Source organism: Vibrio sp. QJM3NY_35 (assembly GCF_057785915.1).
Genome location: NZ_CM173507.1, coordinates 826,597 through 849,758, shown reverse-complemented (window position 1 = coordinate 849,758; position 23,162 = coordinate 826,597). Strand labels below are relative to the sequence as shown.

At 44.5% G+C, this 23,162-nt stretch carries 21 protein-coding genes; 17 read left to right on the top strand and 4 right to left on the bottom strand.

From position 1 onward, the window contains the following. Window positions 1-44 precede the first annotated feature (44 nt). From AC3CH3_RS03780 to lnt, 4 genes are all read left to right on the top strand, one after another. On the top strand, window positions 45-1,166 hold the full coding sequence (locus tag AC3CH3_RS03780; protein ID WP_488537770.1) for a PhoH family protein: 1,122 nt from the start codon (window positions 45-47) through the stop codon (window positions 1,164-1,166). After that, the gene (gene ybeY / locus AC3CH3_RS03775) at window positions 1,167-1,628 is read left to right on the top strand and encodes an rRNA maturation RNase YbeY (RefSeq protein ID WP_048657923.1); all 462 of its coding nucleotides are present in this window, start codon (window positions 1,167-1,169) and stop codon (window positions 1,626-1,628) included. It abuts the gene before it with no gap. 120 nt (window positions 1,629-1,748) lie between these two features. After that, entirely contained in the window at window positions 1,749-2,639 is an 891-nt protein-coding gene (corC, locus tag AC3CH3_RS03770) for a CNNM family magnesium/cobalt transport protein CorC (RefSeq protein WP_012603382.1), read from the top strand. Between the two features lie 32 nt (window positions 2,640-2,671). Further along, the gene (gene lnt / locus AC3CH3_RS03765) at window positions 2,672-4,189 is read left to right on the top strand and encodes an apolipoprotein N-acyltransferase (RefSeq protein WP_488537769.1); all 1,518 of its coding nucleotides are present in this window, start codon (window positions 2,672-2,674) and stop codon (window positions 4,187-4,189) included. 90 nt (window positions 4,190-4,279) lie between these two features. On the opposite strand, the gene AC3CH3_RS03760 is transcribed toward lnt, so the two are convergent. After that, entirely contained in the window at window positions 4,280-4,750 is a 471-nt protein-coding gene (locus AC3CH3_RS03760) for a zinc ribbon-containing protein (protein ID WP_017062329.1), read from the bottom strand. Window positions 4,751-5,013: 263 nt separating this feature from the next. Here AC3CH3_RS03760 and leuS point away from each other — a divergent pair, with 263 nt between their 5' ends. The 12 genes from leuS to lipA all read left to right on the top strand — a co-directional run bounded on the left by leuS (window position 5,014) and on the right by lipA (window position 17,794). Continuing rightward, window positions 5,014-7,590 (top strand): leucine--tRNA ligase, encoded by a 2,577-nt coding sequence (leuS, locus tag AC3CH3_RS03755; protein ID WP_488537768.1) that lies wholly within the window; start codon window positions 5,014-5,016, stop codon window positions 7,588-7,590. Window positions 7,591-7,772: 182 nt separating this feature from the next. Then, window positions 7,773-8,426, top strand: a complete 654-nt coding sequence (locus AC3CH3_RS03750) for an LPS-assembly lipoprotein LptE (RefSeq protein WP_488537767.1) — start codon at window positions 7,773-7,775, stop codon at window positions 8,424-8,426. A 12-nt stretch (window positions 8,427-8,438) separates the two neighbouring features. Continuing rightward, window positions 8,439-9,464, top strand: coding sequence for a DNA polymerase III subunit delta (gene holA, locus AC3CH3_RS03745; RefSeq protein WP_019820807.1), 1,026 nt, complete (start codon window positions 8,439-8,441; stop codon window positions 9,462-9,464). A 64-nt stretch (window positions 9,465-9,528) separates the two neighbouring features. After that, window positions 9,529-9,846, top strand: a complete 318-nt coding sequence (gene rsfS / locus AC3CH3_RS03740) for a ribosome silencing factor (protein WP_004735247.1) — start codon at window positions 9,529-9,531, stop codon at window positions 9,844-9,846. Between the two features lie 3 nt (window positions 9,847-9,849). Continuing rightward, entirely contained in the window at window positions 9,850-10,320 is a 471-nt protein-coding gene (gene rlmH, locus AC3CH3_RS03735) for a 23S rRNA (pseudouridine(1915)-N(3))-methyltransferase RlmH (protein WP_004735246.1), read from the top strand. Between the two features lie 6 nt (window positions 10,321-10,326). Further along, on the top strand, window positions 10,327-12,219 hold the full coding sequence (gene mrdA / locus AC3CH3_RS03730; RefSeq protein ID WP_488537766.1) for a penicillin-binding protein 2: 1,893 nt from the start codon (window positions 10,327-10,329) through the stop codon (window positions 12,217-12,219). Continuing rightward, entirely contained in the window at window positions 12,219-13,340 is a 1,122-nt protein-coding gene (rodA, locus tag AC3CH3_RS03725; RefSeq protein WP_017062334.1) for a rod shape-determining protein RodA, read from the top strand. Before mrdA ends, rodA begins: the two co-directional genes overlap by 1 nt. Before the next feature lie 3 nt (window positions 13,341-13,343). Continuing rightward, window positions 13,344-14,183 carry a septal ring lytic transglycosylase RlpA family protein gene (locus AC3CH3_RS03720; RefSeq protein ID WP_019820805.1) on the top strand — a complete coding sequence of 280 codons (840 nt, stop codon included), beginning with the start codon at window positions 13,344-13,346 and terminating at the stop codon, window positions 14,181-14,183. Between the two features lie 93 nt (window positions 14,184-14,276). Then, window positions 14,277-15,458 (top strand): serine hydrolase, encoded by a 1,182-nt coding sequence (locus tag AC3CH3_RS03715; protein ID WP_017062336.1) that lies wholly within the window; start codon window positions 14,277-14,279, stop codon window positions 15,456-15,458. Between the two features lie 232 nt (window positions 15,459-15,690). Further along, window positions 15,691-15,969 (top strand): DUF493 family protein YbeD, encoded by a 279-nt coding sequence (ybeD, locus tag AC3CH3_RS03710; protein WP_488538151.1) that lies wholly within the window; start codon window positions 15,691-15,693, stop codon window positions 15,967-15,969. A gap of 195 nt (window positions 15,970-16,164) precedes the next feature. Next, window positions 16,165-16,824: a lipoyl(octanoyl) transferase LipB gene (gene lipB, locus AC3CH3_RS03705; protein WP_010439081.1), complete on the top strand. Its 660-nt coding sequence runs from the start codon at window positions 16,165-16,167 to the stop codon at window positions 16,822-16,824. Window positions 16,825-16,828: 4 nt separating this feature from the next. Then, entirely contained in the window at window positions 16,829-17,794 is a 966-nt protein-coding gene (lipA, locus tag AC3CH3_RS03700; protein WP_010439078.1) for a lipoyl synthase, read from the top strand. A 172-nt stretch (window positions 17,795-17,966) separates the two neighbouring features. On the opposite strand, the gene AC3CH3_RS03695 is transcribed toward lipA, so the two are convergent. From AC3CH3_RS03695 to AC3CH3_RS03685, 3 genes are all read right to left on the bottom strand, one after another. Then, entirely contained in the window at window positions 17,967-19,328 is a 1,362-nt protein-coding gene (locus AC3CH3_RS03695; protein ID WP_016768331.1) for a sodium-dependent transporter, read from the bottom strand. Window positions 19,329-19,641: 313 nt separating this feature from the next. Beyond that, on the bottom strand, window positions 19,642-20,436 hold the full coding sequence (locus AC3CH3_RS03690; RefSeq protein ID WP_016787615.1) for a YggN family protein: 795 nt from the start codon (window positions 20,434-20,436) through the stop codon (window positions 19,642-19,644). Window positions 20,437-20,523: 87 nt separating this feature from the next. Next, on the bottom strand, window positions 20,524-20,997 hold the full coding sequence (locus tag AC3CH3_RS03685) for a GreA/GreB family elongation factor (RefSeq protein ID WP_488537765.1): 474 nt from the start codon (window positions 20,995-20,997) through the stop codon (window positions 20,524-20,526). A 145-nt stretch (window positions 20,998-21,142) separates the two neighbouring features. Here AC3CH3_RS03685 and AC3CH3_RS03680 point away from each other — a divergent pair, with 145 nt between their 5' ends. Then, window positions 21,143-23,077 carry a RecQ family ATP-dependent DNA helicase gene (locus AC3CH3_RS03680; RefSeq protein WP_010439066.1) on the top strand — a complete coding sequence of 645 codons (1,935 nt, stop codon included), beginning with the start codon at window positions 21,143-21,145 and terminating at the stop codon, window positions 23,075-23,077. Window positions 23,078-23,162: the final 85 nt, after the last annotated feature.

The window sequence follows — 23,162 nt, the reverse complement described above, 5'->3', positions numbered from 1 at the left end:
CTTTGTTTTATTTAAGAGCGATTGGCACAAAATGAGAGGCTAATTTGAGCAATAAAATCGTTACCTTAGAGATAAATCTAGAGCCAGCCGACAACAAGCGCTTGGCTAGCTTATGCGGACCATTCGATGACAACATCAAGCACCTTGAGCGTCGTCTTGGCGTTGAGATTAATTACCGAAGCAACTTCTTCACCATCGTTGGTAAGCCTCACACAGCAGCCGCTGCTTTAAACATCATCAAACACCTCTATGTTGAAACGGCTCCAGTTAAAGGCAACATAATCGATATCGAACCAGAGCAAGTGCATCTGGCGGTCACCGAATCTGGCATTTTGGAACAACACGTCGAGTCTGAAATCGACTACGGCAAAGAAGTGACCATTAAGACTAAAAAAGGCGTCATCAAACCTCGTACGCCAAACCAAGCACAGTACCTAATGAACATGGTCACCCATGACATCACCTTTGGTATTGGGCCAGCAGGTACAGGTAAAACCTATTTAGCCGTTGCAGCAGCAGTTGATGCACTTGAACGCCAAGAGGTTCGCCGGATCCTACTGACTCGCCCTGCTGTAGAAGCCGGTGAGAAGCTTGGTTTCCTACCGGGTGATTTAAGCCAGAAAGTCGACCCATATTTGCGCCCACTTTACGATGCACTGTTTGAGATGCTCGGTTTTGAGCGTGTTGAAAAGCTGATTGAACGTAACGTGATTGAAGTCGCTCCACTGGCTTACATGCGTGGCCGTACACTAAATGATGCATTTATCATTCTTGATGAGAGCCAAAACACCACGGTAGAACAGATGAAAATGTTCTTAACCCGTATCGGTTTTAATTCGCGTGCAGTTATCACAGGTGACATTACGCAAATCGATTTACCTCGTGGAGCGAAGTCTGGTCTACGTCATGCAACTGAAGTGCTGAGTGAAGTGGATGACATCAGCTTTAATTTCTTCATGTCTGAAGATGTGGTTCGTCACCCTGTTGTTGCTCGTATCGTCAACGCCTACGAGAAATGGGAAGCGAAAGACCAGAAAGAGCGCAAAGAGTTTGAAAAGCGTAAACGTGAAGAGCGCGAAGCCAAACTTCTTGAGGCTCAGCAGGCAGTTACGACACAATTAGCAACACAAAATAGTTCTGTGATTACAGAACAAGGTGATAAATAGATGTCTATTGAACTAGACCTGCAAATAGCAGTCGAAAATGAGCAAGGTCTTCCAACTGAGCAAGATATTCAGCTTTGGTTGGACAAGACAATTCCTCAGTTTCAAGAGAACGCTGAGTTGACGGTTCGTATCGTTGATACGCAAGAAAGCCACCAGCTCAATCATGAATACCGTGGCAAAGACAAGCCAACTAACGTGCTGTCTTTTCCATTCGAGGCTCCTCCAGGGATCGAGCTAGATCTGCTAGGCGACCTCATTATCTGCCGTCAAGTTGTCGAAAAAGAAGCAGAAGAGCAAAGTAAGCCTCTGCTAGCACACTGGGCTCATATGGTTGTACATGGCAGTCTGCATCTGCTAGGTTATGATCATATCGAAGATGATGAAGCTGAAGAGATGGAATCACTCGAGACAGAAATCATGCAAACTATGGGGTTTGAAGACCCGTATATTCTAGAAAAGTAAATTGATTCTAGTAAAGTAGGTTGCAGAGAAACAATAACTCATCGAACCTGTGATTTCCGCAGGAATCTGAGTTGTAACGTGTGCTATCACACTTCTGATAGCGTTATTTTTTGAGAAATCATGAACGAAGGTAACCCCCCCACTTCTGAGGGAAGTAAAAAATCTGAAGGTCCGAGTAGAAAGTCCTTCTTTGAACGCCTAGGCCAACTATTTCAAGGTGAAGTAAAAGATCGCCAAGAGCTCGTGGATGTAATCCGCGACTCAGAAATTAATGACCTAATTGACCACGACACGCGCGACATGCTCGAGGGTGTAATGGAAATTTCAGAGATGCGAGTACGCGATATCATGCTGCCTCGCTCTCAAATGGTTACAGTTGAACGCACCGATGATTTAGATACATTGATTGCGCTTATTACTGATGCTCAACACTCTCGCTACCCAGTGATCAGTGAAGATAAAGACCATGTTGAAGGCATTCTATTAGCGAAGGACCTACTTAAGTATTTGGGTTCAGAAAGTGCCCCATTTGATATCGAACAAGTGATTCGCCCTGTCGTAGTTGTTCCTGAAAGTAAGCGAGTTGATCGCCTGCTTAAGGAGTTCCAAGAAGAGCGTTACCACATGTCTATCGTTGTCGATGAGTTTGGCGGAGTTTCTGGCCTGGTAACCATTGAAGATATCCTCGAAGAAATCGTTGGTGAAATTGAAGACGAGTTCGACGATGAAGAAGAGCTAGATATTCGTAAGCTGAGTAAGCATACCTTCTCTGTAAAAGCTTTAACCACTATTGAAGAGTTCAACGATACGTTTAACACTGCCTTTAGTGACGATGAAGTGGATACGGTAGGCGGCATGGTTATGACAGCACTCGGTCACCTGCCGGTTCGTGGCGAAATTGTAGAAATCGAAAACTACCATTTCAAAATAACATCAGCAGATAACCGTCGTGTGATTCAGCTACAGGTAACCATTCCTGACGAACAGCCTCTTCCGACTATCGAAGAATAACAACTTCTCTCTAAAGAGATGACAGAAATTAGATGACTAAGACATTTATTCATCGCCTATTACGGCCGCTTGCGGCCGTTTTTGTTGGCGCTATAACCACCCTTTCATTCGCTCCATACTCTATATGGCCTCTTGCTATTCTCAGCCCAGCTTTGTTGCTGTTACTGATCCACAACCGCTCTCCTAAAAGTGCGCTTTGGATTGGCTACGCATGGGGTTTAGGTCAATTCACCACAGGTATCAGCTGGGTATACGTCAGCATTGATGGTTTTGGCGGCATGCCACTGGCAGCCAACCTATTTTTGATGGCATTGCTTGTTGGCTACCTAGCCGTTTATTCAGGGCTATTTACCTGGGGTTTGAATAAATTCTTCCCTGCCAATAACCTAAGCCGCTTTTTCCTTGCAGCTCCTGCATTCTGGCTAGTCTGTGATTGGCTGCGTGGCTGGGTAATGACGGGCTTCCCTTGGCTTTGGTTAGGCTACAGCCAAATCGATTCGCCATTAGGTTCATTTGCACCGATTGGCGGCGTAGAGCTAGTAACTTTAGCGATCATTGTTTCAGCCTCTGCATTCACTTATGCGATTGTTAACCGGGCTTGGAGCATCGCTATCATTCCCGCTGTCGTATTTAGCGCAGGCTTTGGTATTCGCAACATCGACTGGGTCACGCCGACCCCTGAAAAAACCACGTCAGTCGTCTTGATACAAGGCAACGTCGATCAAGACAGTAAATGGCTACCGAGTCATCGCTGGCCAACTATGATGAAGTACACCGACCTAAGCAGAGAAAACTGGGGAGCGGATATCATCATCTGGCCTGAAGCGGCTATTCCAGCATTCGAAGTTGAGATCCCATCTTTCCTACGTAACTTGGATAGCGCAGCGAAGATGAACAACAGTTCGATCATTACCGGTGTGCTGAATCAGTCTGAAGATAAGAAATACTACAACAGTGTTCTTTCTCTCGGTGTGAATCCATACGGTGAGTACAGCTACGATCCAGACGAACGCTACCATAAACACCACCTGTTACCATTTGGTGAGTTTGTGCCGTTTGAAGATATCTTGCGTCCATTAGCACCTTTATTTAACTTGCCAATGTCATCATTTAGCCGTGGCGACTTTGTTCAACCAAACATAGTGGCAAATGGTCGTCACTTAGCGCCGGCACTGTGTTATGAGATCATCTTTAATGATCAAGTTAGACAGAACGTAACCGACGAGACTGACTTTATTTTAACGCTCTCTAACGATGCGTGGTTTGGTCGTTCGATTGGCCCTCTGCAACATATGGAAATTGCACAGATGCGTGCTCTGGAGCTTGGTAAGCCGGTTATTCGCTCGACCAACAACGGTGTGACGGCAGTTACTGATTACAAAGGCAATATAATCAAGCAAGTGCCTCAGTTTGAAACGGCAGTGTTAAAAGCTGAACTCATTTCAACGGATGGTCAAACGCCTTATCACACAGTAGGTACTTGGCCACTGTATATCTGGGCGATGCTCAGCTTGGTGATTGGTTGGGTAATTAGAAAGCCAAAAAGCTAGATTCGACGAAAAGTGATTTGAGGGTTGACTGATTGGGTCAACCCTTTTTCATTGCTGTGGTTTTGCGTTGATACGCTATGGTTCAGAAGCTTACGGTTTAAGGGCTTTACGACTAAACCCTTTAGAACCACATTTAATGCATGGAATGATATTGGTTGGGTGGTTATATTCGGTTTGGTGACCACACTCGTCACATACTAAGGTTCCCAAGCCAATGACTTCACCCGCTTGATACAACCCCTGATGTTCTAAGTCTTGGAACAGTTCAACCCATTCCACCTTAGTACGATCAGTAATATCCAACAGCCCTTGCCAAATAGAGTCCGCAATCATCAAATAGAATGGACCGCTTTTACTCTCTTCATAGCTTTCGGAAAACTCTTTTAAGTCCGACTTCACGTAGGCAGAGATCAATGAAAGCTCATCTTTAGTCATATCATTAGCTGCTTTCGCAAACTTGCCCGACGTTTCGATTTTGTTGTTGAGCTCTTCAGGGCTATGCTTCAGCGTTTCAATCACCTCTTCGACGACTTCTTCATAGAGCGCTTTTTTCTTCGGCATAACAACCTCCTTAAGATAACCAACCTTTTAGTGAGCAAACGGATGCGCTGCAATGCACTCCCGCTTACAAACAAATGCAATTCATACTCTTAAGTATAGTTGCCCTGCGAAATTCAGTGAAAATTACACAATCTACTAGGCAGCAACTGCAAGTATGAAGGGTATAACTATTGTTGTACTCAGCTCCTTTAGGTATTCTATGACGATCTGTAAGATTCTGTTCTAACCGAACTCACAAATTCCAAGATAACCGGATACCATCGATGCAAGAACAATATAACCCGCAAGAGATTGAACAAAAGGTTCAACAACACTGGGATAACAGCGAGACTTTCGTTGTAAGTGAAGACCCAAACAAAGAAAAATTCTACTGTCTTTCTATGTTCCCTTACCCAAGTGGCCGACTGCACATGGGTCACGTGCGTAACTACACCATCGGTGATGTGGTATCTCGTTTCCAACGTCTACAAGGCAAAAACGTAATGCAGCCCATTGGTTGGGATGCATTCGGCCTACCAGCAGAAAACGCCGCTGTTAAAAACAACACAGCGCCTGCACCATGGACTTACGAAAACATTGAGTACATGAAGAACCAACTGAAGCTTCTAGGCTTTGGTTACGACTGGAACCGTGAATTCGCAACCTGTACTCCAGAGTACTACCGTTGGGAACAAGAGTTCTTCACTAAGCTTTACGAAAAAGGCCTGGTTTACAAGAAGACTTCTTCAGTGAACTGGTGTCCAAACGACCAAACAGTACTGGCAAACGAGCAAGTAGAAGACGGTTGTTGCTGGCGTTGTGACACTCCAGTAGAGCAAAAGAAAATTCCACAGTGGTTTATTAAAATCACTGAGTACGCTCAAGAGCTACTCGACGATCTAGACAACCTTGAAGGTTGGCCTGAAATGGTTAAGACCATGCAGCGCAACTGGATCGGCCGCTCTGAAGGTGTTGAGCTATCTTTCGCTGTTAACGGCGAACAAGCACCATTAGAAGTGTACACAACACGTCCAGATACACTAATGGGTGTTTCTTACGTTGGTATCGCTGCAGGTCACCCTCTTGCAGAGAAAGCATCGAAAAACAACCCAGAGCTTGCTGCATTCGTTGAAGAGTGTCGTAACACTAAAGTTGCTGAGGCTGAACTGGCAACGATGGAAAAGAAAGGTATGGATACTGGCCTAACGGCTATCCACCCTCTTAACGGTCGTGTTGTTCCTGTATACGTAGCAAACTTCGTACTTATGGATTACGGCACAGGTGCGGTAATGGCGGTTCCTGCTCACGATCAACGTGACTACGAATTCGCAACTAAGTACGGCATCGACATCATCCCAGTAATCAAGCCTGAAGACGGTTCTGAGCTAGACGTGTCTGAAGCAGCTTACACTGAGAAAGGTGTACTGTTCGATTCTGGTGAGTTCGATGGTCTTGCTTTCCAAGAAGCATTCGACGCAATCGCTGCGAAGCTTGAAGTTGAAGGCAAAGGTAAGAAGACAGTAAACTTCCGTCTACGTGACTGGGGTGTATCTCGTCAACGTTACTGGGGTGCGCCAATCCCAATGGTAACCACTGAAGACGGTGAAGTTCACCCAGTACCTGCAGACCAGCTACCCGTTATTCTTCCAGAAGATGTGGTAATGGATGGTGTGACTAGCCCAATCAAGGCTGACAAGTCTTGGGCTGAGACAACATTCAACGGCGAACCTGCTCTACGTGAGACAGATACATTCGATACGTTCATGGAATCTTCTTGGTACTACGCTCGTTACTGTTCACCACAAGCTGACGACATCCTAGATCCAGAAAAAGCGAACTACTGGCTACCAGTAGACCAGTATATCGGTGGTATCGAGCACGCTTGTATGCACCTGCTTTACTCTCGTTTCTTCCATAAATTGCTACGCGATGCAGGTTACGTAACGTCTGATGAACCGTTCAAGCAACTACTATGTCAAGGCATGGTTCTAGCTGACGCGTTCTATCACGAAAACGAAAAAGGCACCAAAGAGTGGATTGCACCGACTGATGTAACGGTTGAACGTGACGGTAAAGGTCGCATCGAAAAAGCAGTCGACGATCAAGGCCGTGAAGTTGAACACTCAGGCATGATCAAAATGTCTAAGTCTAAGAACAACGGTATCGACCCACAAGAGATGGTAGACAAGTACGGCGCAGATACAGTACGTCTATTCATGATGTTTGCATCACCTGCAGACATGACGCTTGAGTGGCAAGAGTCTGGCGTTGAAGGTGCTAACCGCTTCCTTAAACGTGTTTGGAAACTGGTTCATGCTCACTCTTCTAAGGGTGCTGCTGAATCTGTTGATGCTTCTGCGCTATCTGGCGACCAAAAAGCACTTCGTCGTGATATCCACAAGACTATCGCGAAAGTAACGGACGATATTGGCCGCCGCCAAACGTTCAACACGGCAATCGCTGCAATCATGGAACTGATGAACAAGCTAGCGAAAGCACCTCAAGAATCTGTACAAGATCGTGCAATCCTTGATGAAGCGCTAAAAGCTGTCGTTCGCATGCTTTACCCAATGACGCCACACATCTCTTACGAAATGTGGATTGCACTGGGTGAATCAAACGTAGACTCAGCAACATGGCCAACTTTCGATGAGAAAGCGCTAGTTGAAGACGAGAAGACTATCGTTGTCATGATCAACGGTAAGCTACGTGCGAAACTGACTGTTGCTGCTGACGCAACCGAAGAGCAAGTTCGTGAACTTGGTCTAAACGATGAGAACGCTAAGAAGTTCCTAGATGGCCTAACGATCCGTAAGGTTATCTTCGTACCTGGTAAGCTTCTAAACATCGTTGCTAACTAATTTCGTTAGCACAATGCAATTGCTAAAGAATTAACGAACTTAATTCATCAAAAGCAGTCTGTAGACAGGGTAGCTAATTACCCTGTCTACTTATTTAAGCGCTTTACTTTCAGTGACTAACTTCACACCAACAAACTAAAGCCTTTAAATAAGTATTCTACCTTCATGAGAGCCATCAAATAATGCGCCTGATTTCACTATCTTCATTGAAAGTTACTATTGTTGTTCTAACCGTTAGCCTATTAAGTGCCTGTGGTTTTCACCTGCGTGGTGATTACTCAGTGCCAGAAGAACTTAACAAGATCTCTGTGACCAGTTACGACCAATACAACACGTTTACACGTATGATGAAAGGTCAACTGCGCATGAACGATGTAGAAATTGTGCCGCCTGCGCAGAATACGCCTAACCTGCACATCATTAGCGAAAGCGTAGGTGAGCGTACTCTGTCTCTTTATCAAAATACTCGTGCAGCAGAAAAAGAACTAACATTCCGCTCTTCTTATCGCGTGACTATTCCTGAGATTGGTTCAAAAACGTTCTCGACTAGCGTTACCCGTAGCTACCTAGATAACCCGTTGACTGCTCTTGCGAAATCGGTTGAGCGCGACATGATCGAAGATGAAATGCGTAAACTGGCAACCAGTCAGATCCTTCGTCAGATGGCTCGCCTTAAAGCGACTATTGCCGCTGGTAACATGAACCTAGAAGAACTAGAGCACGTTCAAGTAAAAGAACTTGAAAAGCAATACAACATCAAGAATGTTGAAATTGACGACGTTGAGACCGTACCAGCTTCAGAAGAACAACCAACACTTAGTGATTCGGCTGAGTAATAGGTTTATTTGATGCGTATTTTTGCTGACCGCTTATCAGAGCAACTGGCTAAACAGTTGAGTAATGTTTACCTAATTTTTGGTAACGAACCGCTACTGTTGCAAGAGAGCCGAGAAGCGATTCAAAAGGCTGCAAAACAGCAAGGCTTTGAAGAGCGTCATCGCTTTGCGATTGATAGCAGTCTCGACTGGAATCAAGTCTACGACTGCACTCAAGCACTGAGCCTATTCTCTAGCCGTCAGATCATCGAGCTTGAGCTGCCAGAGTCAGGCGTCAATGCCGCAATCGCAAAAGAGCTACTCGCAATCTCAGAGCATATCCACAGTGATATCTTGTTGATTTTGGTAGGCACTAAGCTCACTAAAGCTCAAGAAAGCGCTAAGTGGTTTAAGGCACTTTCGAATCAGGGTCACTGGGTCAGCTGCCTAACGCCAGATGTCAGCCGATTACCTCAGTTTGTCCAAGCACGCTGCCGTCAAATCGGTTTAACACCAGATCCTGAAGCTATACAAATGCTGGCGCAATGGCATGAGGGGAATCTATTTGCTCTCACCCAAAGCCTAGAAAAGCTGGCTCTCCAATACCCAGATGGAAAGCTCACATTAGTACGCTTAGAAGAATCGCTGAGTCGACACAACCATTTTACTCCATTCCATTGGAGTGATGCGTTATTGGCAGGCAAAGGAAACCGTGCACAACGAATCCTACGTCAACTAGAAGCCGAAGGTATCGAACCCGTCATTTTATTGCGTAGCATACAACGTGAGCTTGCTCTGCTGTTACAGATGCAGCAACAAATGAAACAAATGCCGATTGGCCAGGTCTTCGAGAAACACCGTATCTGGCAATCTAAAAAGCCTCTTTATAACGCCGCGCTAACAAGAGTTTCGATTTCTCAATTACACTCTTTGTTCGCGTTGCTCACTCAAGCTGAATTGATGACAAAAACTCAATATGAGCAGTCGCCTTGGCCACTAATTCATCAGTTAAGCGTAGAGTTTTGTATCCCTTCAGCTTCAATACCATTTCACGCATAAAAGCGTGGTATATTCTAGGGTCGACAGCCCCTAAAAAGCTAAATTCAGATTAAAGGAACACCCCGTGTTACGTGAAGAACTAAAAGATTTTCTTGCAGACAAAGCCGACGACATGAAAGCAGAATCGATTGTGACTATCGATGTAGAAGGCAAATCAAGCGTTACTGATTACATGATTGTTTGTACTGGTACCTCTAAGCGCCATGTTGCTTCTATTGCACAGCATGTTGCTGATGAAGTACGTAAAGCAGGTATGCAGCCACTAGGCATGGACGGCCAGCAAGAAGGTGAATGGGTTGTTCTAGATATGGGCACAAGCATGCTTCACGTTATGCAAGAAGAACACCGTGAACTGTACCAACTAGAAAAACTTTGGGGCTAAGCTTTGAAGATCCAATTAATCGCAGTTGGCACAAAAATGCCGAAGTGGGTTGAAGAAGGCTTTAAAGAATATAAACGCCGCTTCCCTCATGATATGCCATTAGAGCTCATTGAAATTACTGCGGGAAAGCGCGGTAAAAATGCGGATATTGCACGCATTCTTCAAAAAGAAGGCGAAGCGATGTTGGCCGCGGTTCCAAAAGGCAACCGCATTGTCACGCTTGATATCCCAGGTAAAAAGTGGGACACCCCACAACTGGCAGAGCAATTGGAAAGTTGGAAGTTGGATGGACGCGACGTTTCTATCCTTATCGGCGGGCCTGAAGGATTAGCACCTGCATGTAAAGCGGCTGCAGACCAAAGCTGGTCTCTGTCTGCGCTTACTCTCCCTCACCCATTAGTACGCGTTATCATGGCTGAAAGCTTGTATCGAGCTTGGAGCATCACTGCTAACCACCCTTATCATCGAGAATAAGCGTTAATGTTACGTAAACGTAGCCAAATCCGTGATTACAAAGCAGAAGCACGACTATTTACTAATCGTGCTTTTGTTGCGTTTGCGGGGATCATAGTCATGATATCAATGTTGGTTGTTAACCTGTACAACATTCAGGTCAATCAATATCAAGACTATAAAACCCGTTCTAACGATAACCGCATCAAGGTCGTTCCAATCGCCCCTAACCGTGGTTTGATTTACGATCGCAACGGTGTACTTCTTGCCGAAAATCGCCCGGTTTTCAACCTAGAAATCACACCGGAAAAAATCAAAGATATGGATGACACGCTCGTCCGTCTACAAGAATTAATCGAAATTCCGCCAGAGCGTATTGAACGATTTGATCGTGATCGTCGCAATTCACGACGCTTCAAGTCAGTACCTATCCTGAATCAGCTTACCGAAGAACAAGTTGCGATCTTCTCTGTAAATCAGCATAAGTTCCCAGGTGTTGAAGTTACAGGTACGCTAAAACGTTTCTACCCTTATGGTGATGTGTTAACTCACGTGATTGGCTACGTATCGCGCATCAATGACCGTGATATGCAGCGCCTAGCACGAGAAGAGAAAGACGCCAATTACCAAGCCACTCGCGACATCGGTAAACTTGGTATTGAGCGCTACTACGAAGACATGCTTCACGGTACCGCGGGCTATCAAGAAGTCGAAGTTAACAGCCGTGGACGAGTGATCCGTACTCTAAAATTTGTACCGTCGGTTCCGGGTAAAGATATCGTGCTCAACTTGGATATCAAGCTACAACTATACGTACATAAGTTACTTGATGGCCGCCGTGGTTCAGCTATCGTTCTCGACCCGAAAGACAATGGCGTGTTAGCAATGGTATCTAGCCCAAGCTACGACCCAAATGCATTCGTACATGGTATTTCGTCTAAAGGTTATAACGCCCTACTTCAAGACAAAGACCGCCCTTTGGTTAACCGTGCAACGCTAGGTATTTATCCTCCAGCATCGACGATCAAGCCATTCATTGCTGTTGCAGCTCTGCAAGAAGGTGTGATTACACCCAACACAACGCGTAATGACCCAGGTTATTGGAAGATCCCTAATTCAAAAACAAGACCATTCCGTGACTGGTTGCGTTGGGGACACGGGGTCGTTGATATCGAGAAAGCGATTGAAGAGTCAGTGGATACTTTCTTTTACCAAATTGCTTATGATCTCGGCATTGATCGCATATCCAAATGGATGATGATGTTCGGCTTTGGTGATTATACTGGCATCGATATTTATGAAGAAAGCAAAGCCAATATGCCAACTCGTGATTGGAAGATGGCCAGACACCGTGTGCCTTGGTACCAAGGTGACACCATCCCAGTTGGTATTGGCCAAGGCTACTGGACTGCAACACCAATGCAGATTGCAAAAGCCACATCAGTTTTGGTCAATGAAGGTGAAGTAACCGCACCTCACCTACTTCGTTCAACCATTGATAACGGTCGTCCATTCGATGAGCAAATCATGTCGGACATTGAAACTTACCCACCGCTAACCGGGGTTAAGAAGAAGTATTGGGATATCGCTCAGGAAGGTATGAGGTTGGCTAATCACGGTAAGAAAGGTACGGCAAGACGTTCATTCCAGAAGATGTCTTACCAAACCGCGGGTAAATCGGGTACCGCGCAGGTATTCGGCTTAAAAGAAGATGAAGAGTACAATGCGGATGAAATCGCAGAGCACTTACGCGATCACGCCCTCTTTACGGGTTACGCGCCTTTTGAAGATCCTGAAGCCGTAGTAACTATCGTTCTAGAGAACGCAGGTGGCGGTTCGTCTAACGGCGGCCCAGTAGTAAGAAGGATTTTAGACCATATTATCCTTGCAGAAGATTATCAAAGTGAGCCAATTAAATAATGAAACTTGATCCTTCAACTGGACGAAATAGAGCCCTATTCGAAAGGCTGCATATCGACCTACCGCTATTGCTTGGCATTCTGGTTTTAATGGGCTTTGCCCTACTGATCATGTACAGCGCAAGCGGACAAAGCCTTGCGATGATGGATCGCCAAGCGATGCGTATGGCTCTGTCTTTAGGTGTGATGATCTTCCTAGCGCAAATCTCACCTCGTACTTATGAAACCTTGGCACCACTACTGTTTGTAGGTGGTGTCATCTTGCTATTAGGCGTGTTGTTCTTTGGTGAAGCCTCTAAAGGTGCACAACGTTGGTTAAACTTCGGCTTTGTTCGCTTCCAACCCTCAGAGCTGTTAAAGCTGGCGGTGCCTTTGATGCTGGCACGATTTATCGGTAAGCGCTCACTTCCGCCCACCTTCCAAACATTAGCGATCTCGCTAGTGATGGTGTTTGTACCGACAATTCTAATCGCAAAGCAACCCGACTTAGGTACATCTATCCTTATCGCCGCATCCGGTATCTTCGTGATATTCCTGGCAGGTATCAGTTGGAAAATCATTGCTAGCGCGGCAATCGCGTTAGGGGCATTTATTCCAATCTTATGGTTCTTCCTGATGCGTGAATATCAAAAAGTACGCGTAAGAACCCTTTTTGATCCTGAATCAGATCCATTAGGTGCGGGTTACCACATAATCCAAAGTAAGATTGCGATAGGCTCGGGTGGTATATCAGGAAAAGGCTGGCTGCAAGGCACTCAATCTCAACTGGAGTTTATTCCAGAGCGTCATACCGATTTCATTTTTGCGGTCATTGCCGAAGAGTGGGGCATGATTGGTATTTTGTTCTTGCTTGCGATCTACCTGTTTATTATTGGACGTGGCTTAGTGCTTGCGAGCCAAGCTCAAACCGCATTCGGTCGAATGATGGGCGGCAGTATTGTCCTGAGCTTCTTCGTTTATATTTTTGTAAACATTGGCATGGTAAGTGGCATTCTACCTGTGGTTGGTGTTCCTCTTCCTCTAGTCAGTTATGGCGGTACTTCAATGGTTACCCTTATGGCTGGTTTTGGTATTTTAATGTCGATCCATACACACAGAAAAGCATTCTCAAAGGCGACCTAATCGATGTCTATTACAACGTTTCCAAAAAAAGCATCCTTGGTTGAAGAGCTGCCAATCAAAAAAATAGTCTCTATCTTAGGGCTAGCGATTTTAATCAATGGTTGTTCTTCAAAGCAGCCAACAGGCCGCTACGATATTGATTCAGATATAGCACCAGACGCACCGATCTCAGTAGAGCATCTCGAGGATGCTCACCCTCAGTATGAACCTTATAGTTTAGGTGGTAACACGGATTACACTTTACGTGGCGAAGACTACAAGATCGTAAAGAAGACCGAAGGGTTTACTGAGAAAGGCAAAGCCTCTTGGTACGGTAAGAAATTTCATGGTCACTTAACGTCTAATGGCGAGATCTACGACATGTATTCGATGTCAGCGGCGCACAAAACATTGCCAATTCCAAGCTACGTAAAAGTGACGAATACCGACAATAACAAAACGACGATTGTGCGTATCAATGACCGCGGTCCATTCCATGAAGGCCGAATCATTGACCTTAGTTATGCAGCAGCTTACAAGCTCGATGTGTTGAGAACCGGCACAGCAAATGTTGAGATTGAAGTCATTACTGTGGCTATGCCAACCGACGCAAATAAAAAGGCAGCTTTACCGCAATTTATTATTCAAGTCGCGACATCTCCACATGAAGATAGAACAGAGAAGTTAGCGAAAGATCTAGCCGAAAAGCTAGAAGTAGCAACGTTCTTGCAGCCAAATGATGACAACTACCGTCTGATGATTGGGCCATTTCATGACTATGCTCTGACTCAAGAGAAATTAGAACAAGTTAAGCTAATGGGTTACCCGTCAGCTTATATAAAAAAACACACCCTAACTCGCTAATTAATCTAACAGTTACTTCTGGTAATCAGCGCTCTGGTGTGACAGAGTGATTCTGTTAATATATGAATAGTTCACCAAATAATTGCATTCAAAATGATTAAATCTAATAAACTTGTTAAATCGATTTTTGCTACTTCTGTTGCTCTTTCTGCAACGATAGCTACATCGTCATTCGCCGCTCCTATTGTTGTTCCTGATGCACCTCAAATCGCCGCTAAAGGTTTTGTTCTGATGGATTACCATTCAGGCAAAGTACTAGCAGAGAAAGAGATGAATACTCAGCTTTCTCCAGCAAGTTTAACCAAGATGATGACGAGCTACGTGATCGGCCAAGAGCTCGATCGTGGCAACATCAACCTAAACGACGATGTTGTAATCAGTGAAAATGCTTGGGCTAAAAACTTCCCAGATTCATCTAAGATGTTTGTTGAAGTTGGCACTACGGTTAAAGTTGAAGAACTGAACCGCGGTATCATCATTCAATCAGGTAACGATGCATGTGTTGCTATGGCTGAACACATCGCTGGCTCTGAAGATGCATTCGTTGACCTAATGAACGCTTGGGCAAGCTCTATCGGCATGAAAGACACGCACTTTGCTAACGTGCACGGTCTAGACAACCCGAACCTATACTCAACGCCTTACGATATGGCGCTACTTGGTCAGGCACTGATTCGCGACGTACCAGACGAGTACCGTATCTACTCACAGAAGAAATTCACATACAACGGCATCACCCAATACAACCGCAACGGTCTGTTATGGGATAAGAGCATGAACGTTGATGGCATCAAAACGGGCCACACAAGCAATGCAGGTTACAGCCTAGTAAGCTCAGCGACAGAAGGCAAAATGCGCCTAGTTGCTGTAGTTATGGGCACCAAGAATGCGAATGCTCGTAAAACAGAAAGCAAAAAACTGCTTAGCTACGGCTTCCGCTTCTTTGAAACAGTGGCACCACACACAGCCGGTGAAACCTTCGTAGAAGAGAAGATCTGGATGGGTAGCAAGGACACAGTTGCACTAGGTGTCGACGAAGATACGTTCGTGACGCTACCTCGTGGTCAAGCTAAGAACCTGAAGGCAAGCTTCGTTCTTGAGAAAGAGCTAGAAGCGCCAATCAGCAAAGGCGATGTGGTTGGTAAACTATTCTACCAAGTAGACGGTGAAGACGTTGCTGAATACCCACTACTAGCACTTGAAGATGTAGACCAAGGCAGCCTATTCAGCCGTCTATGGGACTACCTAGTTCTTCTGTTCAAGGGTTTATTCTAAACAAGCCAAAGGTTTGTTCTAGGTAAAACCTAAGCTTGTTGTATAGCTAACCTAATGAGTAAGTTCATGATTTACTCATTAGCGAACCAAAAGCCGCCATGTGCGGCTTTTGTTGATCTTGAGTTCGGTGATATTTACACGTAATATTCCGCCTTATTACTCGTGTCTGTTGACCGAACACGCTTTTTATCGACATTTCGCCAATTTGCGAGAGTCTAGCCTTTTGGAGCTAATCATGAACATCAATTCTGATGCAAAACTAAAAGACCTCTTAGAGTTCCCTTGTTCATTCACTTACAAAGTAATGGGCCACGCTAAGCCAGAACTGACTGAGCTAGTACTAGAAGTGATCCAGCGTCATGCTCCTGGTGACTACAGCCCAACGATAAAACCGAGTGCAAAAGGTAACTACCACTCTGTTTCTATCAACATTACAGCGACATCAATTGAGCAAGTAGAAACGCTATATAAAGAACTGGGCGAGATCGAAATCGTTCGTATGGTTCTGTAATCTCCGATTACACATGAAAAACAGCGGCTTATTGCCGCTGTTTTTGTTTAAAGCGACCTATCAGCACCCAAAACATTCAACTTAATTTTCAATAAATACAAAGAAAGTTGAAAAACCTTGCAGTCCGTCTGTAGTTAGAATCATGTTTCGCGTTTATAATGCGTTCACTTTATTAATCCTTGAGGGAGTGCTGCTTTGCAAAATAAGCTAATCGTAAAAAAATTAGGCCGTCAGGATTACGAACCTGTGTGGAAAGCCATGCATAAGTTCACAGACGAACGCACGGAAGAAGACGTAGACCAAATTTGGTTAGTTGAACACAACCCTGTCTTCACTCAAGGACAAGCAGGTAAAGCTGAGCATGTATTAAATGCTGGTGATATCCCTGTGATACAAAGCGATCGCGGTGGCCAAGTGACTTATCATGGTCCAGGTCAGTTAGTCGCTTACTTTCTGATTAACATCCGCCGCAAGAAATTTGGAGTTCGCGATTTGGTGACTCATATCGAGAACCTCGTAATCAATACTCTGAAAGCTTACAATATAGATTCATCTGCCCGACCTGACGCTCCTGGTGTTTATGTCGATGGCAAGAAAATCTGTTCACTTGGATTGCGTATTCGACGTGGCTGTTCGTTCCATGGGCTAGCACTCAACGTCGATATGGACCTGTCTCCATTTCTTCGTATTAACCCGTGTGGTTACCAAGGGATGGAAATGGCGCAGGTAAGCCAACTCGGCGGGCCAAGTGAACTAGAAAACGTTGAGCAACAGTTAATACAAGAGCTCGTAGAGCTACTCGGCTATGACCAAGTAGACATTCAGGCCACCAGTAACATTACAGCAGAAGCATAAAATCATGAGCAAACCAATCCAAATGGAAAAAGGCGTTAAATATCGTGACGCTGACAAAATGGCATTAATTCCCGTAAAGAATATGCCTGCTGAACAGAAAGAAGTTTTACGTAAGCCAGAATGGATGAAGATTAAACTTCCTTCAGACAGCCATCGTATCCAAGAAATCAAATCAGCAATGCGTAAAAACAACCTGCACTCAGTTTGTGAAGAAGCGTCTTGCCCTAACCTAGCCGAGTGTTTTAACCACGGTACGGCAACGTTTATGATTCTTGGCGCTATCTGTACTCGTCGCTGCCCTTTCTGTGATGTTGCCCATGGTCGTCCTGTTGCTCCTGAAACAGAAGAGCCGAAGAAACTGGCTAAGACGATTAAAGATATGAAACTGAAGTATGTAGTAATCACCTCGGTTGACCGTGATGACCTGCGTGATGGTGGTGCTCAGCACTTTGCTGACTGTAACCGTGAAATTCGCGAACAGAATCCAAACATTCGCATTGAAACACTGGTTCCAGATTTCCGTGGTCGTATGGACGTTGCACTTGATCTAATGAAAGACAACCCGCCAGATGTTTTTAACCACAATCTAGAGACAGCGCCGCGCTTATACCGTAAAGCTCGTCCAGGCGCGAACTACAAGTGGTCTCTCGATCTGTTGAGAAAATTCAAAGAGCAGCACCCAGACATTCCAACGAAGTCAGGTGTGATGATGGGGCTTGGTGAGACGAAAGAAGAGATCGTTCAAGTGCTGAAAGACCTTCGTGAACATGGTGTAACGATGCTAACACTTGGCCAATATCTTGCGCCAAGCCGTCACCACTTACCCGTTGAACGTTACGTGCCACCTTCAGAGTTTGATGAGCTGAAAGAAATTGCTCTAGAACTAGGCTTCACTCACGCAGCTTGTGGCCCGTTTGTACGTTCTTCTTACCATGCAGACTTACAAGCACAAGGTATGGAAATTAAGTAGTCACGATTACTTAACTAAAAATACAAAGGCGCTGACTATTATGTTCAGCGCCTTTTTTCTATCTTGCAAATTCAGCTATACCTTCATATCGAAACAACAAAGCCACTCCCTATGAGTGGCTTTGTGCTTAACATTTCAAGTTCTGAGTGTTTAGGTTCAGATGAGCTCTGCGTTAACCAAATGAAGCCCAGATAACCGTCGCCACTAAGATTGGGCACACGAACTTCACATACATTGGCCAAACCTTACCAAACCAACCCAATTGGAAGTCAGGGCAACCTTGCTCAAGCTCTTTCACTTTTGAAGCTCGGCTCCATACCCAACCACCAAATAGGCAAAACATCAGTGCAGCAACCGGTTGAAGGTACTGAGTCGCTATCATCGCAACCATTCCAAACATCGCGGCAAAGTTGTAAACAATCACCACACTGAACAGTGCAATAACACCACCAATCACCCAACTCGTTGGTGTTCGTCTGGTATTGAAACGCTCACTCACTAGCGCTACAGGCCCTTCCAGCATCGAAATCGATGAAGTCAGCGCGGCAATCGTTAGCAACAAAAAGAAGACAATCGCGAAGATCTGACCAAGTACGCCTAAACTGTCAAACATCAAAGGCAGAACCGTGAATACTAGCGTATCAGAGCTTAATAATGAGCCATCTTCAGCGTAGATTTGAACACCTTTTTGCATCGCAACAAACATTGCTGGCATCACAACTAAACCCGCAATAAAAGCAACAGCTGTATCAACTAAAGTAACGTTCATTGCCATTTTTGGTAAATTCTCTTTCTTGCTTAAGTAAGAGCCATAAACCAACATTGAACAACCACCAATGGTGAGCGAGAAGAACCCCTGTCCCATTGCCGCCAGAATCAGTTTTCTATCCCACACTTTCTCAAAGTCTGGAACTAGATAATGTTTTAGACCTTCCATCGCGCCAGATTGCGTCATGATGTAAATAAACAATAAACCAAACAAAACAAACAGCGCAGGCATCAAACGAGTCGACCATTTCTCGATACCTTGCTTAACACCGCCCTGAACAATCAAAATAGTCAGCACATAGAATGCGACCGTACCAAATACATTTCGCTCAACACTGAAGCCTTTAAACCAATCCGCAGCAGCCTCCAGACCAATCAGATCAGCGACAGCACCAATTAGGAAGCAGATCAACCAGCCACCAACAATACTATAAAATGCCAACACGGCGCTTGGCACACTCAATCCGACCCAACCGACAAACTCACCGACTTTCTTACCCAAAGGGCTAGTGGTCAACGAGCGCATACTATCGACAGGATTTGCTTGACCATGACGGCCAATCGCCATCTCAACCACCAGCATAGGGAAGGCAACTACGAAGATCATGATCAAATAGACAAGAAGAAAGGCACCACCACCGTTACTGGCAACTTGAGTTGGGAACCCCCAAATATTACCCAAACCAACAGCTGCCCCCGCCGCTGCCAAAATAAAACCTAAACGAGAGCTGAAATGCTCTCTTGAAGAGGAAGATTGTTGATCCATATTGCCCGCACAAAAATCAGTGAACTAGTTGAGGAGTACAGTAATAAAAAGCAATGATAGGCACAACTAATAAATGAACAATTCTCTAATTTTTACAATCAATACGCTATTTATAACCACATAGTTAACAAATAACTGGTCTTATCGTTTACTGGATAACGACAAAACGAGATGCGGGCTAAGAAAAATAGAGTATCTCGAGTTAGTTGCTCGTGCGGCTGAACCCATAGCTCCATAAACACCTACATCCATAAAGACACACATACAAAAAGAGCACCAACCGGTGCTCTTATTCTTCATCGTTAAATTCAGATTAAATAGTGAATACTTGATAGTCTTTTAGGTTAGGGATGATTTCATGCAATTCTTTCTCTTGTTCTGCCATCTCATCAAGAGAATCACAGAACTCAGTGCCTTCCTCTTCCATTTGTTGAGCATGCTCTTTCATCCGCTCTTCAACTTTAAGCTTTAATTCAGCCATACTATCAGCCAATTCGGTAAGGTTTAAACCACCGTCTTGCTTCATCTTTTCAGACATCGCATTAAAGGCACTTGAGATAAACTCTTGGTTAAAGATCTCCTTAGCCTTTTCGAAATCTTCAGACCAGCCATTGGCCATAGAATCGAAACTGTCAGCCGGCAGGACTAACTCGCCATCTTTATAGTAACGAGACTCTAATTCAGCAAAGTACGTTTTCATTGATTCTTTTACATTATCAAACGACTCTGGAGAATCTAGGCTGGCAGCGATGTCATCAATAACATCATTCGCCAAGGCTAAGCTGTCATTCGCCATTTGTTTTGCACGAGGCAAATACTCATTCATGCTGTCGCGGTATTTTTCAATCGCCGCTTGTTGAACGGCATCAAGTGCCACCTTTTCACCATGAATATAAAGATCGTTGTTGCCATCGAGAATCGCTGTATCACCGTTTACTTGATGGATTTCGACTTTTTGATCATCAATTCGTAATTCATTCTTCAAATCAACTCGACACTGGGAAGCAAAAGTTGGCAGGCTCACAAAAGAGATTACCGCTGTTAACGATGCGATTAATACATTGTTTTTCGTAAATACACGGTTTTTCGTAAATACATTGCTTTTCATAACATCCTCTCATTAATCTGACTAATGACTATACCCTTGGTTTATGCTTCTTTGTCAGAGAAACGTTTATATTTATTGGTCTAATATTCAGTCAATCGATACCACTTCATAGAAAAATAGCTTATCAGCAACCATGAACTCAACCTCATCACCGATTTCTTTACCCATTAGAGCCTGACCAAAAGGTGCGTTCACCGTTACGATAGCAACCTCATTATCATTCCACGCGACAGAAAGTCCTCCGACTCTTGGCCCAATGAAAAAGTGTTTACATTCATCATTTTCGTCAATAACCACAACATAGCTGCTTACTGCAATCTTTTCACTGTGTCGTAAGACGAGATTTCGGTAGCACTGGATATCATCTTCACACTCCTGCACTCGCATCGCTTGACCATGGGCAAGATATGAAGCTTCTAGTGCCAATGTATCGTACTTATGCTCAGGTACTGTCTCTTCATCTGTCGCAGCGTCAATGGCGCGTTGAGTCGCAGATTGTGCGATACGTAATCGGGATTCAAGTTGCTCTATGATTATTTGTAGAAGCTCAGACTTATTCATACTTTTGAAGTGCTTTTCTATAGGAGCTACAGAATAGAATTAGGTACAATCAGGTGCAAGACATTTGATTCATAAAGCAGCGCTATCATCGAGAGGTGACCGCTTTAGCATCAATACGACACTTAATAACTCAGGTAGAACATAAATGATTGAGCAGAAGTTAAAACAAGTATTCGGATTCGACTCACTGCGTAATGGGCAAAAGCAAGTCATTGATAATGTTCTATCTGGACACTCTACTGCCGCGATATTCCCTACAGGCTCAGGCAAGTCGCTTTGCTATCAATTACCAGCACTAGAGCTACCACACTTAACCTTAGTGATATCTCCACTGTTAGCCTTAATGAAAGACCAGCTCAACTTCTTGCACAGCAAAGGCATAAGCGCGGCCGCCATCGAATCAAGCCAAGACAGGCAAACCGCCCAACAAGTGATGCAGTCGGTACGTAACGGAGACACTAAGATCCTGATGATCTCGGTCGAACGCCTGAAGAATGAACGCTTTCGTCAGTTTATTTCCCAAGTACCGATCTCGTTACTCGTGGTCGACGAAGCGCACTGTATTTCAGAATGGGGGCACAACTTCAGACCAGACTACTTGAAGCTGCCTCAATACCAAAAACAGCTCAATATTCCTCAAGTATTGCTGCTCACAGCAACCGCAACAACATCTGTTATCCAAGATATGAAATCTAAGTTTGAGATCGCTGAAGAGCGTGTTGTGGTCACGGGTTTCTATCGTCAAAACCTCGACCTATCGATTCAACCTTGTGAGCAAACTAATAAGCTAGAAACCTTGTGTAATGTCGTTAACCAGGTATCTCAAGCGCCAACCATTGTTTATGTCACTCTTCAGCAAACGGCAGAAATGGTAGCTCAACAGCTTCGTAATGCTGGCATTAACGCCGTAGCTTATCATGCGGGTCTTAAGCCAGAAAATAGAGATACGATTCAACAACAATTCATGAATAACGAAGTGAACTGTATTGTGGCGACGATTGCTTTTGGAATGGGTGTCGACAAATCAAATATTCGACGAGTCATTCACTTCGACCTACCAAAATCGATAGAAAATTACTCGCAAGAGATTGGACGGGCAGGACGAGATGGTCAGCCATCTGAATGTATTTTACTCGCCAACAAGTATGGCCTAAGTACTCTAGAGAACTTTGTCTTTGGCGACACGCCAGACAACATATCCATTCAAGCGGTCTTAAAAGAGATATACGAAAACCAGAACATTGGTGCTTCTGGCACGAACCAATGGGAAATCATGCTCAACCAACTATCGCGAGAGTCCAACATTCGTCAGTTACCGCTAAAAACACTACTGGTGTATCTCGAAATTGAAGGTGTGATTGAGCCTAAATACAGCTACTTTGCTGATTATAAATTTAAGTTCATTCGCCCTAAGCAGCAGATCACGGAGCAGTTTCAAGGAGAACGTCGACACTTCGTAGAAGCAATTTTCCAATGTTCTCCTCAAGCGAGAGTTTGGTGCCAAGTTGATTTCGATGCGTTGTGGACACACTTCCAGGCCGATCGTCAGCGTGTTGTTGCGGCTATCGATTACTTTAATGAACAAGGCTGGATTGAGCTAGAAAGTAAGCAGATCACGGATGTGTATACAATCCACAATACCTCTGAAGATATGATGCAACTGTCGGAACGTCTAACTGAGCTATTTAAGGCGAAAGAAAACAGTGAAATCAACCGTCTTAACCAAATGCTGAGTTTCTTTGAAGGCGATACTTGCCTAAGCTCTCGTCTTGCGAGCTATTTTGCCGATGACAAAGCGCCAACAAACTGTGGTCACTGCTCTGTATGTCGAGGAGAAATTGCAATACTACCAACTGTCGATGTTGAATCGGTTGACGATGAGACTGTGATGACATGGATTCATGAGTTCGTATCTAAGAGTCAACAATTGATTACCGACGAAGCCATTACTCGTTTTCTATGCGGAATCGCCACCCCGCTTTCAACCAAGCTTAAAGCCAATAAAATGGTGGGTTACGGAAAATTAGAACAACAGCCATTCAGTGATACCTTAGCGCGAGTTAAACAGCTTCCTAGGTAAGCCAACTTCCATATTTAGATAAACCGATTAGGCTGTGAAGTCTAGTCGGTATTCAAACACCAGCACTTCTAAACTCAAGCTCTCA

Excerpts from the sequence above, each read along its gene's own strand:
- ybeY (WP_048657923.1), top strand. The coding sequence starts at position 1,167 with ATGTCTATTGAACTAGACCTGCAAATAGCAGTCGAAAATGAGCAAGGT.
- holA (WP_019820807.1), top strand. The coding sequence starts at position 8,439 with ATGCGTATTTTTGCTGACCGCTTATCAGAGCAACTGGCTAAACAGTTG.
- AC3CH3_RS03695 (WP_016768331.1), bottom strand. The coding sequence starts at position 19,328 with ATGGATCAACAATCTTCCTCTTCAAGAGAGCATTTCAGCTCTCGTTTA.
- AC3CH3_RS03720 (WP_019820805.1), top strand. The coding sequence starts at position 13,344 with ATGTCTATTACAACGTTTCCAAAAAAAGCATCCTTGGTTGAAGAGCTG.
- AC3CH3_RS03760 (WP_017062329.1), bottom strand. The coding sequence starts at position 4,750 with ATGCCGAAGAAAAAAGCGCTCTATGAAGAAGTCGTCGAAGAGGTGATT.
- AC3CH3_RS03715 (WP_017062336.1), top strand. The coding sequence starts at position 14,277 with ATGATTAAATCTAATAAACTTGTTAAATCGATTTTTGCTACTTCTGTT.
- mrdA (WP_488537766.1), top strand. The coding sequence starts at position 10,327 with ATGTTACGTAAACGTAGCCAAATCCGTGATTACAAAGCAGAAGCACGA.
- AC3CH3_RS03680 (WP_010439066.1), top strand. The coding sequence starts at position 21,143 with ATGATTGAGCAGAAGTTAAAACAAGTATTCGGATTCGACTCACTGCGT.
- corC (WP_012603382.1), top strand. The coding sequence starts at position 1,749 with ATGAACGAAGGTAACCCCCCCACTTCTGAGGGAAGTAAAAAATCTGAA.
- lnt (WP_488537769.1), top strand. The coding sequence starts at position 2,672 with ATGACTAAGACATTTATTCATCGCCTATTACGGCCGCTTGCGGCCGTT.
- AC3CH3_RS03750 (WP_488537767.1), top strand. The coding sequence starts at position 7,773 with ATGCGCCTGATTTCACTATCTTCATTGAAAGTTACTATTGTTGTTCTA.
- AC3CH3_RS03690 (WP_016787615.1), bottom strand. The coding sequence starts at position 20,436 with ATGAAAAGCAATGTATTTACGAAAAACCGTGTATTTACGAAAAACAAT.
- leuS (WP_488537768.1), top strand. The coding sequence starts at position 5,014 with ATGCAAGAACAATATAACCCGCAAGAGATTGAACAAAAGGTTCAACAA.
- rodA (WP_017062334.1), top strand. The coding sequence starts at position 12,219 with ATGAAACTTGATCCTTCAACTGGACGAAATAGAGCCCTATTCGAAAGG.
- lipA (WP_010439078.1), top strand. The coding sequence starts at position 16,829 with ATGAGCAAACCAATCCAAATGGAAAAAGGCGTTAAATATCGTGACGCT.
- AC3CH3_RS03685 (WP_488537765.1), bottom strand. The coding sequence starts at position 20,997 with ATGAATAAGTCTGAGCTTCTACAAATAATCATAGAGCAACTTGAATCC.